Below are 17,163 nucleotides of genomic sequence, written 5' to 3'. Positions count from 1 at the left end.
AATCCCAGCCGGGTCAGGCCTTCTCGCGGAGCGTAAGCGACCGCGTGGGACCTGTTACGGAGCGCGGGGTCGTCAGCAGTCGTGATACCGGACGAAGGTGGCTTTCCTTACGGCACTTGTCGGTCCGATATAGGTGTCGGTCTTCGGGTGGGTGCACACGTAGAAGTCCCGCGACTGCTTGGTGTCGACTTTCACCAGGATCTTGTAGATGGAGCAGTTACCGTAATAAACGGTCGGCAACCCTTTGGGGTAGTCCACGTGATTGCCGCAGATATGGGAACCCTGGTCGGCCATGGCCTGAGGAGCGGCGATGGCAGCAGTCGTGAGGGCCAGTACCGCGCAGGCGGCGAGCCTGCCGAGTTTGAAGTTCATCGTCGCCTCGATCGAGTCATCGGAGCGAATGCTGACACTCCGGCGGTTCCGGGTTCGCTGAAGGCGTCATGCAATCACAGCCCCCCAACTCGTCGCTATTGGCGGAAAAGCCACCGCGGCAGGGTCGTGAGTGATACGGCCGGTTCTAACCGGTCTGAACACTCACGACCCCGACGTGTCAGATCCGCGCGGCGTTGGGCCGGACGTCGTGGGGAGCGGGCACGTGCTCAGGTGACGTTGAGGTGATAGTTGATGGTGCGGCTACGGCCGTCGTTGACGTCGCGGAACTTCTTCAGCGACCGGTGGCTCGTGTCGCTCAAGGTGACGTAGGTGTTCTCCTTCCCTCGCCACCATGTGACCAGCTCCGCCCACACCCTCCTGTTGACCTGCGACACGGCGAAGCTGGTGCCCGCTCCTCCCGCGGAGGTGCCCCAGGTGCCGATGTCGTTGCACCCGGTGGCGCCGTCGGGCGTGGTGGCCCAGGCGGTGAGCTGGGCGGTGATGTTGTTCTTCTCGGTCTGCAGTGCCTGCTGATCGGCCTGGCTCAGCTGCGAGACCGGTGCGGCGACCGGGTTGTACTTGGCCTTGTACCTGGCGCGGATCTCGAGGCGGAAAGCCGCGGCCTGGACCCACTTCGCCAGCCGCGCGTCGGGAACGATCCGGGCGGAGCGGTCCGTCCAGATGTTCATGTACATCTCGTTTTTCGTCGGGTTCTCCTGGCGGAGCTGGTCCACCTGCGCCTCCACGGCCGCTTTGTACGCGGTGTCCGCGTCGTCCACGTAGCGCTGGGCCGCGTCGAGCAGGTAGTCGTACTCGGACTCCAGCTCCCGTCTCAGCTGGCGGCGCTTCTGTGCGCTGGGGTTCTTGTCGAACCGGCCCTCCAACGCGGCCACCCGGCCGAACCTGGTGTTCAGGTCCGTGGCGTGCGCGTCGGCGCTGCACGCCTTCTGGCAGTCCTCATCGGTGAAGCCGTTGCCCTTCAGCAAGGCTTCCAGCGAAACTCGCTCGTTGTCCGGGAGCCGTCCTGGCTTGACCGTGGCGTTGTGGTCGTTCAGCGGCATGGTTCCTCGATTCACAGTCGGCGAAACCACCAGTCAACTGAGCCGGGCCCCTTCTTGAACACTGCTCAATGGGGGAACTTCAGCGCGTCTTCGAGCGGTGCCGGTACAGCAGCCACACGAAGTAGGGCGCGCCGATGATCGCGGTCATCAGCCCGGCCGGGAGCTGGCCTGGTGCGAGGACCGTGCGGCCCGCGGTGTCGGCCACGCAGACCAGGAGCGCGCCCAGCAAGGCGGCCGTGGGAAGCAGGCGGGAGTGGCGGCCGCCCACGATCGCGCGGGCCGCGTGCGGGGCCACGAGGCCGACGAACGTGAGGACCCCGATGCCGGCGACCGCCGCGCCGGTCAGCAGGACCGCGCACGACAGCAGCAGCAAGCGTGAGCGGGCGACGGGCACGCCCAGCACCCGCGGTGTCTCGTCGTCCAGCGCGAGCAGGTCGAGCTCGGTCCGCATGCGGATCAGCACCGGTGCCACCAGCAGCAGGGCCAGCGCCATCGGGACCAGGTGGGTGAACGTGCGCCCGTAGGTCGAGCCGCCCAGCCAGGTCAACGCCTTGGTCTCGTTCCACGGGTCGGACAGGGTGATCAGCAGTGTGACCAGCGCCTGCGACGCCGCGTGCACGCCGAAGCCGATCAGCACCAGGCGTTCGCTGGTGAAGCCGCCTCGCGCGGCGGCGGCGAAGACGACCGCCATCGCCAGCGCGGCGCCCAGGCCGGCGGAACCGGTCAGTGCCCAGAACCCGACGCCGGACACGCCCGTGATCACCGCGACCGCGCCGAGACCGGCGCCGCCGACGACGCCGATCATCCCCGGTTCGGCCAATGGGTTGCGGGCGACCGCTTGGACGAGCGCGCCGCCCAGTGCCAGTGCCGCGCCCGCCAGCAGGGCGGCGGCCACGCGCGGGACGCGGGTGTCCAGCACGCCGCTGACGATCGGGCCCGCCTGGCCGGTGCTCCAGTTGACGATGTCGCCCAGCAGCAGCTTCATGTCGCCGAGCAGGACCGCTCCCAGCGCGACGCCGATCACCGCGAGCGTCAGCACAGTGAGGACCGCCCGGTACCGGAAAACGCTCACCCCGCTACGCACGCCGGCCGCGGGTGGTTCGGCGGTCGCGGCGGTGATCCGGGCGGTGCGGGCGAGCAGCACGAGGAAGACGGCGCCGAGGAGCGTCGTCACGACTCCTGTCGGCACCTCGAGTGCGTGTTGCGAGCCGATGATCGTGCGGAGGAGCACGTCGGCGCCCAGCAGGAGCGCCGCGCCCAGTGCCGCGGAGAACGGGATCAGCGCCGCGTGCCGGTGCAGACCGGGGACCACGGACGTGAGCAGCCTGGCCAGTGCCGGCGCGGCGAGGCCGACGAAGCCGATCGGGCCCGCCAATGTCACCGCCGCCGCGGCCAGCAGCACCGCCAGCGCGATCGCGGTGAAGCGGACCCGTCCAATGTGGACACCCAGCGTCCTGGCGTGGTCTTCGCCGAGATGGATCAGGTCGAGCCGCCGGGCGAGCACGAGCAACGCGGCCACCGCCACGCCGACGAGCGGGCCGAGTGTGCGGATGCCGCCGAGCCCGTTCTGCTCCAGCGATCCCTCTCCCCAGGCGAACAGGCCGCGGGTTTCCTGGGAGTACAGCAGCAAAAGGACCTGGGTCACCGAGATCAACGCCAGCGCGATGGCTGTGCCCGCCAGCACCAGCCGCACGATCCCGGTGCCGCTGGTGCCGGCCAGCCCGAGCACGACCGCGGCCGCGGCCAGCCCGCCCGCGAACGCGACCCCGGTCGCGCCGAGCAGCGGCAGCGAGACGCCGAACGCCGCGACGGCGGTGACCGCCAGGTGCGCGCCCGCGTTGACGGCCAGCGTGTCCGGTGACGCCAACACGTTGCGGGACACCGTTTGCAGCACGGCGCCGGCCACACCGAGCGCGGCGCCGACGATCAGCGCCGCAAGGAGCCGGGGCAGCCGGGACTCGACGACCACCGCCGCCGAGCCGCCGGTACCCCGGCCGAAAACGAGCCGCAGCACGTCCAGCGCGTCGAGGTTCGCGGTGCCCTGCGTCAGGTGCACGGCCGATCCCAGCAGGAGCAGGACGGCGAGGCCGGTCCCCAGCAGCGCCAGCCGCCCGTGCCGCCGAACGGCGAGTGGCCGGGGCCTGGTCAGGGTGTCCACGCCGGTGCTAGCCCTTGAGCGCGGCGACGGCCGCGTCGACGAACTGCTCCATGGACTTCGGGCCGCCGAACATCCACAGCGAGTCCGGGAAGCGGTGGACCTTGCCGCTCTTGACGAACGGGAGGTTCCGCCAGATCGCGTTGCCAGCCAGCTCCTTCTGGTACGGGTCACCGTCGGCGTTGTTGGCGATGTACCAGAACCGCACGTCCGGCAGCTGGGTCAGGCCTTCGACGTCCGCCTTCGCGAGCCCGTAGATCGCGTCGCCGTCCATCGTCCACGCGGTCTCGAGGCCGAGCTTCGCGAACACCGCGGACACCAGCGCGCCCTTGGCGTAGGGCCTGATGCTGACCGAGCCGGAAGTGACGTAGGCGTCGGAGAACGCGACCTTCTGACCGGCGGCGCCGAGCTTCTCCACTTCGGCCTTGCCCGCGGCGAGCTTCTGCTCGAACCCGGCCTTCAGCTGTGCGGCCTTGGCCTCGGTGCCGGTGGCCTTCGCGATCATGTCCAGGCCCGCGTACATGCCGTTGATCGGCTCTTTCGCGTTGCCGCCGTTGACGACGAGCACCGGCACCTTGGCCTCGATCTGCTCGAGCGCGCCCTCGGTCACGCTGTCGGTGACGACCACGAGGTCCAGCCCCAGCGAGCCGAGCGTGTCGAGGCTCGGCTCGCCGCGGGTGCCGATGTCCTTCGGGGTGCTGTCGAGCTTCTCGGCGCTCACCCACTGGCCGTAGCCCTTGATGTCGGAGACACCGACCGGCATGACGCCGAGCGAAACGAGGTGCTCGACGCCGTTCCATTCGGTCGCCGCGACGCGCTTGGCAGGCCGGGGCAGTTTCACTTCCTTGCCCCGCGAGTCGACGACCGTGATCGGGCCGCCGTCGCTCCCGGCCGGGGCGCTGCTCGTGGGCTCCACGGTGCTGCCGCAGGCCGCCACGAAGAACGTGGCGGCCGCGGACAGGCCGAGGATCAGCCGGGGAATCCGCATGTCTCTCCTAGGTTTTCCGATGACGGCGTACCGGGTCAGGCCGACGCGGCACGCGCTCCCGTGTCGTTGAAGCGGCCGACCGCGCGGGTGTGGATCCGCCCGTCGGCCGGATCGAGCGTGACGTCCACGCGGATGCCGTAGGCGCGGCTGAGGCTCGCGGCCGTCAGCACTTCGGCGGGCACGCCCTCCCCGGTGATCCGGCCGTCTTCCAGCAGGATCACCCGGTCGGCGACCGCCGCCGCCTGGTCGAGGTCGTGCAGCACCACCCCGACCCCGACGCCGTGCCGGTCGGCGAGGTCGCGGATGACGTCGAGGATCTCCACCTGGTAGCGCAGGTCGAGGAAGGTCGTGGGTTCGTCGAGCAGCAGCAGCGCGGTGTCCTGGGCCAGGCAGGCGGCCAGCCACACACGCTGCGCCTGCCCGCCGGAGAGAGCCTGCACCGGCCGGTCGGCGAGCGCGGACAGGCCGGTCAGCTCCATCGCGCGCTCGACCGCGGCGGGACCTTCGGGGTCACGTCCGCCCCAGCGGGAGCGATGCGGATGCCTGCCGAACTCGACCAGCTCGCGCACCGAGACACCGCCCGGCGCCGTCCGCTGCTGGGACAGCAGGGTGATCCGCTTGGCGATGTCCTTTCCGGACAGTGCGCGCAGATCCGCGCCGTCGGCGAAGGAGACCGAGCCCGCGACGGGCGGGTGCAGCCGCGCGAGCGCGCGCAGCAGCGTCGACTTCCCGCTGCCGTTGGGGCCGATCAGCGCGGTCACCGTGCCGGCGTGCAGGGAGAGGGACGCGGCACGCACGACGACATCGCGCCCGTAGGCGACGTCGACTTCACGGGCATGGACGCCGGGATCGGCATGGTGCGGGACGACGGACACGCGAGGACGATAAAGCTAGCCTTACCTAACTACAAGTGGAGGTGGCGATCGGCACACCGCGACCGCGGCTATCCGGTCTTCCTTCGCCATGAGGGTGTTCCGTCGAGCCGCGTGGGTTCGCCGCCGGTGACCCGTGCGGGCGAGCCGACCGCGAGCAGCAGCTGCGGGAGCCCGCCGACGCCGAGTGACGCGGACAGCGCGCCACGGGCGGCGGGCAGCTCGAACACCTCGGTCACCACGGAGCAGATCAACCGGTGCTTGGTGGCGGCCAGCACCAGGTTCTGGGCCAGCCACCCCGCGCGCACCAGGTCCTGCCGCTGCTCGGTCCCGGTGATGAGCAGCATGGAGGTCCAGCTCAGCCCGGCGAACTCCTCGTGCTGGAAGTGATGCCGCAGCTTCCAGCCGATGCGCGGCAGCTCGGGCTCCTGGTCCGGCTCCAGCCCGACGACACCGACACCCCGCGCCACCGCCGGCATCTCGTCGAGCAGGTGCGTCACGAGATCGGCGGCCGCGGGCGGTTGACCCGGCAGCGCGCGGCCGAACACCGCCCGGTGCCTGGCGAAGTCGGGGGCGCCGAGCCGGGTACGCCTGGACGCGGTCACGCGCGCGACCCGGTCCGGCTCGGGCACGCTGCCCGCGAGCTCGGTCTCCGGCAGCCAGGCGAGCACCCGGATCGCGGCTTCGACATTGGCCAATACCGCGCCACACGTGAGCAGTCGTTCACGCCCGACACGGTCCTTCGATCCGGCTAGACGCTCGAAGAGGTCGATGCGGTCTTCGTGCGGCTCGGTCGTCCACTCGTGGTTCGGCCAGGTGCGCCGGGTCTCGCGGGCGGCACGCACGATCAAGCTGCGCTCGTCGTGGGACCAGGCGTGCGCGGCCATCACCACTCCCCCGCCCTCGTCACCGCGGCGATGCCCCGCCGGGGTGTCGCGGTACCGGGATAGCCGTATCCCAGGCGCAGCACGGTTTGCGGGTACTGCCTGCCGCCGAGCAGTGCGCGCAGCTCCGCCCGGATCGACGGGATTTCCATGGGCTGGGAAAGGAAAGACGAACTCAGCCCGGCGTCGGTTGCCGTGAGCAGCACGCGCTGCATGGCCTCACCTGCCCGCAGCTGCGCACGCGGACCATCGGTACGGCTCAGCAGCACCGCCACCACCGGGTCCCGCTCATAGGCGCGCAGGGCCGAGGAGGCGAGAAAATGCCGCACGGGCAGCAATCCACCCGCGGCGCGCGGGCCTCCCGCGGTGGCGGGCACACCGTCCAGCCGATCCGGACCGGCCGACGTCCACGCACGCTTTTCGCTCTGGAAAGCCGGATCCCCTGCCTGCGTCTCGTCGGCGCGCCGGACCAGCGAGGCGACCTTGCCGACCTTGCCGATCTCGTCGAGCAGCACCAGCTTGCCGCCTTCGGCGCTCGCGGCGGCGGTGAGCAGGTTACGGATTTCGCGCGGCACGGCCTGCTCGGCGAACGGGCGGCGATTGGTGAACCGGCGCGGGATCGCCGCGGCCATCCGCAGGTCGCTTTCCCGGGGACGGCGGCGCAGCCCCAGTTCGACATGGGCGAGCAGGGCGGGCTTCGTCCGGTCCGGCAGCACCTCGATCTCGCAGGCCCGGCCCGCGGCGGCGATCGCGAGCCGGAGGTTGAGCAACGCGGCCCCACACGCCAGCCTGGCTTCGCGCCCGTCCGCGTCGCACACCTTCAGCACCCGCGCCGTGTCGAGGAAAAGGTCGACGCCGTTCGGGCCGAGTTCGAAGATCCACGGTTGCGTGTTGTGCGGTGAAGGCGCCCGGACGGCCGCCTCGACGGCGGCGGTGAGAACGGTGGCTTCGGTGCGGATCATCGCGGAACACTCCTCGCCGGCGGGTGACGTATCCAGCGTGCGCCGGAAGAACCGGGCACAGCAGTAGCGCTGGTCCCGCGTGCGTAGGGTCTTTCGCCCTACGAGCGGTGGGCAGGAAGGTCACCCGGTGCGGCCGGTCACCACTCCTGTTTCCCAGGCCCAGACCGCGATCTCCGTACGGTTGCGCGCCGTGATCTTGCGCTGGATCGACGCGAGGTGGGTCTTGACGGTCGACAGGGAGATCGTCAGTTCGACGGCGATCTCGGCGTTCGTCCTGCCCCGCGCGACGGCCATCGCGACCTCGAGTTCGCGGCGGCTCAGTTCCGGGTCGGCGCGGCGGGTACGGCTCCGGAGCGGGGACGCGGTGAAGTGGGCCAGCAGCCGGGTGGTGATCGACGGTGAGACCAGCGCTTCGCCGTTCGCGGCCGCGTGCACCGCCTCGACCAGCAGCCCGGGACCAGCGTCCTTGAGCAGGAAACCGCAGGCACCCGAGCAGAGGGCCTCGTGCACCAGCTCGTCGAGGTCGAAGGTGGTGACCACCAGGACGCGCAACGGGTCTTCGACGTCAGGGCCCGCCAGCGTCCGGGTGGCGGTGAGGCCGTCGATCACCGGCATCCGGATGTCCATCAGCGTGACGTCGGGGCGCAGCCGCTGGGCCAGCGTCACGGCCTGCTCGCCGTTCTCCGCCTCCGCGACGACCTCCACGCCGGCCTCACGCTCGAGGATCAGCCGGAAGCCCGTGCGCACCATCGCCTGGTCGTCGGCCAGCAGGACTCGTAGCGTCACCAGGCCGCCCCTCGTGCCGCGGGCAGTGGCAGTTCGGCGAGGACGCGCCAGCAGCGTTCGCCGTCCTCCCCTGCCGTCAGCCTGCCGTCGAGCGCCGCGATCCGTTCGCCCATCCCGATCAGGCCGTACCCGCCGGGCGATCGGCGCACGCGGCCGGGCCGGAGCCCGTCGTTGCGCACCTCGATCCTGAGGTGGCGCCGATCTTCCGTGGCCTCGACGCTGACGGTGACCTCCCGGGCATCCGGCGCGTGCTTGCGGACGTTGGTCAGCGACTCGAGTACCACGCGGTGCGCGGTGGACACCGTCTCCGGCGTCACGGTGAGGTCCGCCAGGCCGGGCTCGAGCCGGACGCGGACGCTGTCGTCTCCGACCGCGTCCGTGACCGTCCGGACCAGGTCGCTCGCGGGCATCGGCGACCCGTGCCCGGGACTGCGCAACATCATGACCAGCCGCCGCACCGCGCCGAGCGCCTCGGCGCCCGCGTGCTCGATCTCCTTGATCAGCTCGCGCTCGGGGCCATCGGCGAGGATCACGCCCGCGGCCTGGGTGCGCACCACGACGCCGGTGATGTGGTGGGCGACCAGGTCGTGGAGTTCACGGGCCAGCTCGAGCCGCTCCCGGTCGCGGGCGGCGGCCAGCGCGGCTTCGCGCCGGGACTCACCGTCGCGCAGGATGAGCCCGACCATGACGCTGCCGCCCCACTGCAGTGCCCACAGCACCGCGATGGTCAGCGTGGTGGAGGAGCTGCCGTAACGCAGCACCGGGGCAAAGGCCATCGCCAGCCCGCCGAGCACCGCGAGGATGCCCGCGGGCACCGGCCGCAGCCGGTGGCACGCCGCCCCGACCAGCAGCATCAACGCGACGATCTCGGGATCGCCGTCGATCGCGGCGGCGGGCCGCACGAAGAAACCCACCACACTGCAGACCACGGACAGCGCGATCCCGGCGCTGGTCAGCGCCGCCATCCGCGCCGGGAAGCGGCGTCGCAGTAAGGCGAGCCCGCCGATCACGACGCCGGCCAGGAAATAGGCCAGCTCGCCCGCCGTCACCGACCCGCCGAGGATCATGCGCCGGATCACCTGGTCCAGGTTCAGCCCGGCCAGCACGATGATTTCGGCGATCACCAGGGCTCTGGCCGGTCGCGGGGCGGCACTCGGGAGCACGTCGGCGGTTGTCCTTCCGGTCTGGTGCGGTAGTGGATCAATCATCGACGACCGGCGCCGGGACCGCTGGCTCAGTTGCCCCGGCGCCCTCGTGCTCAGCTCGGTTCGGCCGCGCAGGCGAGATCGCGCTCCAGGAATCGGCCCGTGGTCAGGAACGCCGTCGCCGCGGCGTTGGCGCACTTGTTGCCGACATACGGGTAGACGCCGTGCCCGCCCGCGTCGACGGTGACCATCCGCGCCCGGTCACCGAACGCCTGCCGCAGCCGGGCGGCGCCGGCGAGCGGGGTCGCCGGGTCGCGCCGGTTCTGCAGCATCAGGATGTTCGACGGTCCCCGGTCACCGATGCGCACCGGCGGCTCGGCCGTGACCTCCCAGAACGCGCAGGGCTGGACGTTGGCGCCTGCCGCGCCGAACATCGGGTGCCGGAGCCGGTCGAGCGCCACCGCGGCCTGGTAGCTGCCCACCGACTTAGGCCACCTGGCGTCGGCGCAGATCATGGCGTAGCGACCGGAGATCAGGCTGTCCACATCGCCCGGAGTTCCGGGGCCGAGCGGCGGTAACGGCTGATCGGTGTCGACCGCCCGCCAGATCTTGGCCACCAGCGGCATCCCCGCGTCGTTGTAGAGGAACCCGAAGGTGAGCATGCGGAAGGCCGCGCCGTCGATCTCCCGCACGGGCTTCTTGTCCAGCCGCCCGGCGAGGTCGAAGTACTTCGCCGTGACCTGCTCAGGCGTGGCGCCCAGGTGATACGTGCCGTCGTTGGCGGCGGCGAACTTCGCGAAGTCGGGGAACCGGTCCTCGAAGCCCTGCGCGAAATACCGGTCGTTCGCGTAGTCCCAGCCGCCCGGGTGCACGTTGCTGTCGAGCACGATCCGGTCGCCGCGCTGCGGGAACAACGTCGCGTAGACCGCGCCGAGGTAGGTGCCCCACGAATAGCCCGCGAAGGAGATCTTCTCCTCGCCGAGCGCGGCGCGGATCCGGTCCATGTCCCGCGCGGTGTTGGCCGCGTTGACGTGCGGCAGCAGCCAGGAGGTCTTCGATGCGGCGCATTGCCGTGCGATGGCCTTCGACTGCTCGGCCCGCTTCGCCACGTCGGCGGCGTCGCGTGCGTAGGGCGGGACGTTGCCGACCGCCTGCTGCTCCGGCGTGAGATCGCACGTCATCGGCGTGCTGTGCCCGAGGCCGCGCGGATCGAAGCCGATCACGTCGTAGCCGTCCAGCACACTTTGCGGCAGCTTCGCGGCGGCCAGGTCCGCCGGGAACTTCAGCCCGGGCGACGGCCCGCCGGGGTTGGTCAGCAGCACGCCGCGGCGCTGCCCGGGCGCCTTGCTGGCCAGCCGCGAGATCGCCACATCGATCCGCTTGCCCTCTGGCGCCCGGTAATCCAGCGGGACCTGGATCGTCGAACACTCCAGCCCCGGCGCGGCGGCGTCGGCCGGGCACGGTCCCCACCGCACTCCGCCCGCCGACGCCGCCGCCGGAACCCCCGCGAGCGCACCCGCCCCGAGCACCACCACCGCGAGCGCGATGGCCGGAACCTTCCCCATCCGAAACCCCTCCTCCGAGCGCCTGCGCGCCACAACCGTTGCCTGCCAACCGAAATCGTCCACAGACTGTGCGTGAATCCCCATTCTCTTGCTCGGCGGGCACGAGCACATCAAGCGCGCGAACGGTTCCGGGGCGCCCTCGTATCGGTCAAAAGGACTAGGTACGATTCCGGTCCGCTCTGTGCCGTTGGGAGATTTCCTTGTCCACAGCCAAGTTCCGCCTGCCAGGACTGTCCAGGGCCGATGCGCTCGAGCTGGGCGAGTTCGTCGACCGCGAGTCGGTCTCGTTCGATCACGAGCCGGTTCCCGACGGCAGCTTCGGCGATCTCGGCCTGGTGACCGGCGTCGTGGCCGTCGTCGCGCTCAAGGGCCTCATCGGCTATCTGGTGTACCGGCACCGCGGCAAATCGTTCGAGCAGGTCATCGAGATCCAGCATCCCGACGGGCGAATCGAGCGCAGGACCGTGAAGTGGCGGGACACCTCGAGTGAGCCCGTCGACGCCGCGCTGGCCAAGGAACTCGGCTCCGCCACCGGCATTCCATGGGAGCGGCTGATCGGAGACCCGCGATGAGCGAGCATTTCGCGTCGGCGCTGAGCGGGCGCAGCTTCATCAACCCGGTCACCAACGAGACCGTCATCTCGTCGTTCCAGGTCGGCAAGCATCTGGAAGGCCTGATACAGCGCCACATCCCGCCGGACTGCCTGCCCGCCTTCCTGCACGAGGCGACGCATCACTGGTGCTTCATGCACACCACGGGCCTGGCGCTGAGCCTGCTGCACCAGCGCGCACTGTCCGACGCCGCGGCCTACCGCGGCGAACGCCGCTTCGACGAGGATCTCGCGCGCAGGCTGACGGGCGCCATGATGCGGTACGAGGCCTTCATCGCGTTGCAGCGCCCGCTCGCCGAAGGGCTGGCGTTGTTCGCGGAGTTCGACCTGTCGTCGCATGGCACGTTGCCGAAGCTCTGCCCGGTGCTGTCCAGGGTCGCCGACTACTTCGGCCCCGGTGCCGTCGCCGCCTTCGAGCCGGAGGAGCGCCGCGACACGGTGACCCGCAACCTGCTCGACCTCATCCTCGGCACGACACGCAGGCGCCCGGACGTGGTGGCGCGCCGGACCGACGTGCTCGTGCGGCCCGCCGCTCCCGAGGACGGCGGTTACCTGCCCGGTTACTTGCTCGTCAAAGCCCTCTGGAGCGCCGGCATGGGCGTCGACCCCCGCCTCGGGGATCCGGAGCTGTTCTTCGCCTACTTCATCGCGTACTTCCACACCGATCTCGGGACGATCGCCCACCTGCTCGACGAGGACGACGATCTGCGCTCCGTCGACCGGCTGATCGAGTACTTCGTCGCCCGCGTCGTCCGCTTCGGCCACGCGGATCATCGGGCACACCTCGACGAATTCCTGGCGGAGAACAAGACCCACGAGAGTTTCGAAGACTGGGCGCGTCACGGCAACGTGCGCTGGGAGGTCGACGAAGCCACCGCCGAACTCGGCGTGCGACGCCTGGTGTCGTTGCATGACGAAACCCTGGAGAACGCCACGGAGGAAGACCTCGTCCGCAACGTGGCGCTGATGTTCCAGCGTGGCGTGCTGTCCTTGGGCAGGCACCCGGTCACCATCACCGCCACCGACACGAACCGGTTCGCCGTCACCAGCGGCGAAACCGTGGTCATGACCGGCACCGGCACGTTCGACCTCCCCACCGGGGCCGCGGCGGACGGCCAGGCCGAGATCTCGCTCGACGCCTACAGCGGCTGCGCCGCGATCGCGCTGTCGACCGCGGGCGGCCAGCCCGCCTATTGGTTCTCCGACGACGCGAGCCAGGAGTGGCAGAACTCCTTTCTCAACACCCGAGAGGCCCTGTCCCAGGCGGAAGGCGAAAGCCAGGAGTTCCTGGTCTTGCTGCGAGACGTGGCCAAACAGGCCTCAGGAGTCCTGTATCCCCTGGAGATCGCCCGCGACCGCGCCACCGAGGCCACCACGGTGTTCACCCATCTGGCGGTCGCCGTGCTCACCGCGGCGATGGACCACCGCGTCCCCGACCTCGACGCGGTCGCCACGGCCGTCGACCTGCTCGGGCCCAGCGGCCTCGCCGGTGTCTTCGACCGCATCCGCCACATCCGCGCGCTCGCCTGGGGCGGACTGGTCATGTCCACCGGAGCGCTGCCCGACGTCGACACCGCGCGCAAACTGTTCGAAGAGGACCGCGACATCCACGGTGTGTCCGACGACTTCGACCGGACAATGGACTTGATCCGCCGCACCGGCACCGAGAAACTCGGCAACCCGCTCTACACCGTCCGAGACGGCAGGCCCCTGTTCATCCTGTAGGCCACTCCAGGTCAAGCAGCGTTCTGGTGTCACGAAAGGAGAATCCGGCCGCGGCGATGGCCTCCAGCCTGCCGTCCAGCACGGCGTGATCGGCCTGTCCGGCCAGCAGCCCACGTATCCGTGCCGATCGCTCGCCCGCCTCGACGCCTTCCCCGATCGCGGACGCCCCTCCCCTGATCACCCGGGTCAGCCCGTCCTTCAGCTCGCTCTCACCCCCACGCGGGCTCACGATGGTGCCGACGCATCCGCTTTTCACACCATCAGCCGGATCGGTCACCAGCGTTATCCCAAGATCGGAAAGGTCCCCACGCTGCCCATTCGCCGTCATATGCGCGAAAGAAGTCCAGTGTTCCGCCATCTCCTCGAACAGGACATCCCCACCATCCCGCCGCACAGCGGCCAGCGTCGAGTCGAAAGCGTTGCCACAGCACGCAAGCAGTAACGACATCGAGGACGTCATCCTGGCCTGGTAGACGACGAGCGCGGGCGCTCCCGGAAACAGCCGCCATTCGAGCTCATTGAACCCTCCTGGCCGCTCGCGCACGCGGACCGGCCCGGCGAACCGTTCGGCGGCGGGCGGACCGGAGACACGATCAGCGAACAGACGCATGGGACACAGTTTCTCACGGCCTGAAGCCGTGCATACGACTAGTGGCGCGGCCAGGATCGGTGTCCCGATCAAGAAACCGCGCCTCGTTTTGGGTCTGTTGGGGTCGGATCTCAAGACATCCCGTATGGACATTTCCGCTCCGGGGTCGGGTGGTGTTTGGGGTCGCCGCGGAAATATCCATACGGACCGAGGGCACGGTGGTCGGATTTCGTTGTGGCTCACCGGAAATCCCGCCCGGTACTCGCTGCGCACCTGAGTGCCGGGTCGGCCAGCCCGGCGTTTCCAGTGTCATATGACTCTCGACGCTGGCTGGTAGTGCGGGATGCATGATCAGCACCGAAAGTCCTGACATCGCAGCACCACCGGAGTGGTGGCGCTGCGACAAAGACACGCTACTGCTCGCGAATGTCGCCCGCGAACGAGAGAAACGGCGCCTGGAAGCGGAGCAGGGGCAACGCCGCGCCGGGTTGCCTCGATGACGTGTGTGCCGTCGTCGAGCGCGGCGGCCGCGGCGGCGCCGTGGCTCAGTGAGCAGAACGTGCACTCGTTGCCGCGCAGGAGGGTCTCGGCGAGGAGGCCGAGTGGCCCGGCGGTCCCGGGGCGGAACTCGAACAGGCCGCGGATGCCGGGGGCGGGGGACTTGATGTCGATGTGGGGAATTTGGGCACATCAGTACCACGGGACACTTGAGCCGCTCCGGGATTGCGGCGCCCGGGCTAACTGGGGGCGTCCGTTCGCTGGATGCATGGGGACGGCTTCTTGCTCTGGGTTGTGGGTCTGCCGGGGGCGGATCTAAAGACATCCCGTATGGACATTTCCGCTCCGGGGTCGGGTGGTGTTTCGGGTCGCCGCGGAAATATCCATACGGACCGGGGCACGGTGGCCAGTTTTCGTTGTGGCTCACCGGAAACCCCGGCCGGTACTTGCTGCGCGCCTGAGTGTGGGGTCGACCAGCTCGGCGTGACTAGTGGCATATGACTCTGAACACGCGTAGCATGGAAAACATGATCAGCACCGAAAGTCCTGACACCGCAGCACCACCCGAGTGGTGGCGCTGCGACAAAGACACGCTGCTGCTCGCCTACGTCGCCCGCGAACGAGAGAAACGACGCCTGGAGGCCGAGCAAGGACAAATCCTCGCCGAGATCGAATCCCGCGGGGTGAAGGAGGTGACCGGCTACGCGACCTTGCCGGGGATGCTGGTGGACTGGGTCCAGATCAAGCACTCCGAGGCCAAAGCCCGCGTGGATCGCGCTCGCGCGCTGAACCCGCGCCAGGATGGTGGCACGCGGATCCCGGCGCTGGCACCACATGCCGCCGCGGCGGCGTTGAATGGTGATCTGGGGTCGGCGCAGCTGGATCCGATCATCGCCGCCCTCGGCGCACTCCCACCCACAGTCTCAGCCGAAGACCGAGAGACTGGCGAGCAGATCCTGGTCAACCTGGCCCGCACCGCCGGACCACGCCAGATCACCCACGCCGCCAAGAACCTGCGCGACCGCCTCGACCCGGACGGACGGGAGCCGAAAGACCCCGACCCAGCCGAGCCGCGTCATGAACTCGGGTTCGTGACCCACCGCGACGGCACCCACGGCATAAAGATCAAAACCGACGCCGACACCATCGCCCGACTCAAAGCCACCCTCGACCCACTCGCCAAACCCCGCCCCGCCACCGAAGAAGAAGGCCGCGACACCCGCTCGCAATGGGAGCGGTTGGGGGACGCGTTCGCCACCTTTGTCCGTATCGGTATGGGCAACCCCGACATCCCGACTCAGGCCGGAGACAGCGTGCACGTCGTGGTCACCCTCGGCCTCGACGAACTCAAAACCGGAATCGGACGCGCCTGCTTGGACTTGGTCGGGGATATCAGCGCCAGCGACGCACGCCTGCTCGCCTGTGACTGCAAGGTCATCCCGGTGACTCTGGGCTCTCATGGCGAGCCGTTGGATGTGGGCAGGGCGCAGCGCCTCGCCACACCGGCGCAACGGCGGGCGTTGGCGATCCGCGACGGCGGGTGCGCCTTCCCCGGCTGCGACGCGCCGCCTCAGCAATGTACAGCGCACCACATCGTTTTCTGGGCACACCACGGGGAAACCCGGATCGATAATCTCGTGCTGCTCTGCGGCAAGCATCACCGGCTGATCCACAACAGCGACTGGGACGTGCGCATCGCCAGCGACGGGTATCCCGAGTTCATTCCACCGGCGTTCATCGACCCCGCACGCACACCCCGCCGCAACAACCTCCACACCACCAAAACCTGACTCGACTGATCAGTTGTGCGGGCTTTCCGCCCACCCAGCGGCCGAAATCCCACATATCAACCACCCTGAGCCGCCCCCTCAGAAAACCTCGGCTTAAGCATCAGGCCGCCGACCACCTACCCGATCACCCTTCCTGCCGCCATCGCGCACCACGACCAAAGCAGCCCGACCCGAAGCCCGGGCGGGCAGCAAGTACCGGCCGGAGCTTCTGGTGAGCCGAAGCGGCGTTGTACCACCGTGCCCTCGGTCCGTATGGATATTTCCGCAGCGAGCACAAACACCACCCGACCCCACGAGCGGAAATGTTCATACGGGACCGCCCTAGAGCCGACCCCAACAGACCCCAAACGTCGGGCAAGCGCAGAAAGGCACGCACCCCACTCAGAAGGAAGCCAGGCGCTGGCGCCCTACCCGCGAAAATCCGCCAAGGCGCGAGTCCGAGATTCCTGACTTTCCAGACCTGGCTAGCGTCTGTTCAAGCTCTCACCGATCATCACCAGCAGCTTCAGCAGGCAACCACGCGCTTGACCGGGCGAAGTGCTGCCATCGGACGAGCTCTTGGCGACGACCGCGTCGTTCCCACGACCCACGATGGCCACGAAGTCGGCGTTCGGCGTGCCCTCTACCTGAGCGGTGAACAGGAATTGGGCGTCGAGCCCGTGGGCCACCGGAACCGTTTCCTCAGAGATCCGGTACCGACCCATCCAGTCCACGTCGTAGTAGCCACACTCCAGCGCCTGCTTGGCTTCGGCCACCGCCTGCGCGCCCGTCGCGCCCTCGTATGAGGTCAATCTCAGCGAAAATCCACGAAAGTTGCCGGGCGGCGTGTTCCATGCGACGCCGACCGAGCGGGCCATCCGGTCGTCCGAAGGCTGACGGCTGCCGCACGCGTCGACCAGCCTGAACTTGTGGTTCTCCGACGCCATGAACGGAAGCGGGGCACCGGCCTGGTACAGCTTCGGGTCGATCGTCTTCAGCTCGGCTTCCGACGGCAGCTTCCGGAGGAACTGCTCGACACTCGTCATCGGCTGAGCGATGCCGCTGGGCGGCACCTCCGCGGCGATCGGCGCCGCGGTGCCACCCAGCCTTTCCTTGCAGCCACCGGCCAGCAGGGCACAGGCCACCACGAAAACCGCCGCGATTCGCACGGTCACCCCCCAA

General features: G+C 69.4%; 15 protein-coding genes. 3 read left to right on the top strand and 12 right to left on the bottom strand.

The window, feature by feature from the left end; translation table 11 throughout:
- Window positions 1-72: 72 nt before the first annotated feature.
- The 10 genes from BLV57_RS03950 to BLV57_RS03905 form a co-directional block, all read right to left on the bottom strand.
- Window positions 73-372 (bottom strand): hypothetical protein, encoded by a 300-nt coding sequence (locus BLV57_RS03950; RefSeq protein ID WP_091286646.1) that lies wholly within the window; start codon window positions 370-372, stop codon window positions 73-75.
- Between the two features lie 227 nt (window positions 373-599).
- Window positions 600-1,433, bottom strand: a complete 834-nt coding sequence (locus tag BLV57_RS03945) for a hypothetical protein (RefSeq protein WP_091286643.1) — start codon at window positions 1,431-1,433, stop codon at window positions 600-602.
- A 79-nt stretch (window positions 1,434-1,512) separates the two neighbouring features.
- On the bottom strand, window positions 1,513-3,591 hold the full coding sequence (locus BLV57_RS03940) for an iron ABC transporter permease (protein WP_342741157.1): 2,079 nt from the start codon (window positions 3,589-3,591) through the stop codon (window positions 1,513-1,515).
- Window positions 3,592-3,598: 7 nt separating this feature from the next.
- Window positions 3,599-4,576, bottom strand: a complete 978-nt coding sequence (locus BLV57_RS43600; protein ID WP_091286640.1) for an ABC transporter substrate-binding protein — start codon at window positions 4,574-4,576, stop codon at window positions 3,599-3,601.
- A gap of 35 nt (window positions 4,577-4,611) precedes the next feature.
- Window positions 4,612-5,451: an ABC transporter ATP-binding protein gene (locus tag BLV57_RS03930; RefSeq protein ID WP_091286637.1), complete on the bottom strand. Its 840-nt coding sequence runs from the start codon at window positions 5,449-5,451 to the stop codon at window positions 4,612-4,614.
- 68 nt (window positions 5,452-5,519) lie between these two features.
- Complete coding sequence (locus BLV57_RS03925) at window positions 5,520-6,335, bottom strand: hypothetical protein (protein WP_143046975.1); 816 nt, start codon at window positions 6,333-6,335, stop codon at window positions 5,520-5,522.
- Window positions 6,335-7,294 carry an Acg family FMN-binding oxidoreductase gene (locus BLV57_RS03920; protein WP_091286631.1) on the bottom strand — a complete coding sequence of 320 codons (960 nt, stop codon included), beginning with the start codon at window positions 7,292-7,294 and terminating at the stop codon, window positions 6,335-6,337. Before BLV57_RS03920 ends, BLV57_RS03925 begins: the two co-directional genes overlap by 1 nt.
- A gap of 120 nt (window positions 7,295-7,414) precedes the next feature.
- Window positions 7,415-8,080, bottom strand: a complete 666-nt coding sequence (locus BLV57_RS03915; RefSeq protein WP_091286629.1) for a response regulator — start codon at window positions 8,078-8,080, stop codon at window positions 7,415-7,417.
- On the bottom strand, window positions 8,077-9,204 hold the full coding sequence (locus BLV57_RS03910; RefSeq protein ID WP_245757140.1) for a sensor histidine kinase: 1,128 nt from the start codon (window positions 9,202-9,204) through the stop codon (window positions 8,077-8,079). The genes BLV57_RS03915 and BLV57_RS03910 overlap by 4 nt, the downstream gene beginning before the upstream one ends.
- 134 nt (window positions 9,205-9,338) lie before the next feature.
- A complete protein-coding gene (locus BLV57_RS03905; protein WP_091286624.1) occupies window positions 9,339-10,790 on the bottom strand; it encodes an alpha/beta hydrolase in 1,452 nt (483 codons plus the stop codon).
- Window positions 10,791-10,990: 200 nt separating this feature from the next.
- On the opposite strand from BLV57_RS03905, the gene BLV57_RS03900 reads away from it, so the two are divergent.
- Both BLV57_RS03900 and BLV57_RS03895 read left to right on the top strand, forming a co-directional pair.
- Window positions 10,991-11,362: a hypothetical protein gene (locus BLV57_RS03900; protein ID WP_091286621.1), complete on the top strand. Its 372-nt coding sequence runs from the start codon at window positions 10,991-10,993 to the stop codon at window positions 11,360-11,362.
- Entirely contained in the window at window positions 11,359-13,125 is a 1,767-nt protein-coding gene (locus BLV57_RS03895) for a hypothetical protein (protein ID WP_091286618.1), read from the top strand. Before BLV57_RS03900 ends, BLV57_RS03895 begins: the two co-directional genes overlap by 4 nt.
- On the opposite strand, the gene BLV57_RS03890 is transcribed toward BLV57_RS03895, so the two are convergent.
- A complete protein-coding gene (locus tag BLV57_RS03890; protein ID WP_091286617.1) occupies window positions 13,115-13,735 on the bottom strand; it encodes a hypothetical protein in 621 nt (206 codons plus the stop codon). The two genes, BLV57_RS03895 and BLV57_RS03890, sit on opposite strands and share 11 nt — an antisense overlap.
- Window positions 13,736-14,739: 1,004 nt before the next feature.
- On the opposite strand from BLV57_RS03890, the gene BLV57_RS03885 reads away from it, so the two are divergent.
- On the top strand, window positions 14,740-16,002 hold the full coding sequence (locus BLV57_RS03885; RefSeq protein WP_091286614.1) for an HNH endonuclease signature motif containing protein: 1,263 nt from the start codon (window positions 14,740-14,742) through the stop codon (window positions 16,000-16,002).
- Between the two features lie 464 nt (window positions 16,003-16,466).
- Here the strand turns inward: BLV57_RS03885 and BLV57_RS03880 are convergent, their stop codons facing one another.
- Window positions 16,467-17,156 carry a hypothetical protein gene (locus BLV57_RS03880; RefSeq protein WP_091286613.1) on the bottom strand — a complete coding sequence of 230 codons (690 nt, stop codon included), beginning with the start codon at window positions 17,154-17,156 and terminating at the stop codon, window positions 16,467-16,469.
- Window positions 17,157-17,163 lie beyond the last annotated feature (7 nt).

The sequence above is a fragment of the Amycolatopsis xylanica genome (assembly GCF_900107045.1).
GTDB classification, from domain to species: Bacteria; Actinomycetota; Actinomycetes; order Mycobacteriales; family Pseudonocardiaceae; genus Amycolatopsis; species Amycolatopsis xylanica.
Note: the sequence above shows the minus strand (reverse complement) of the source record. Positions and strands in the feature narration are given on the sequence as shown.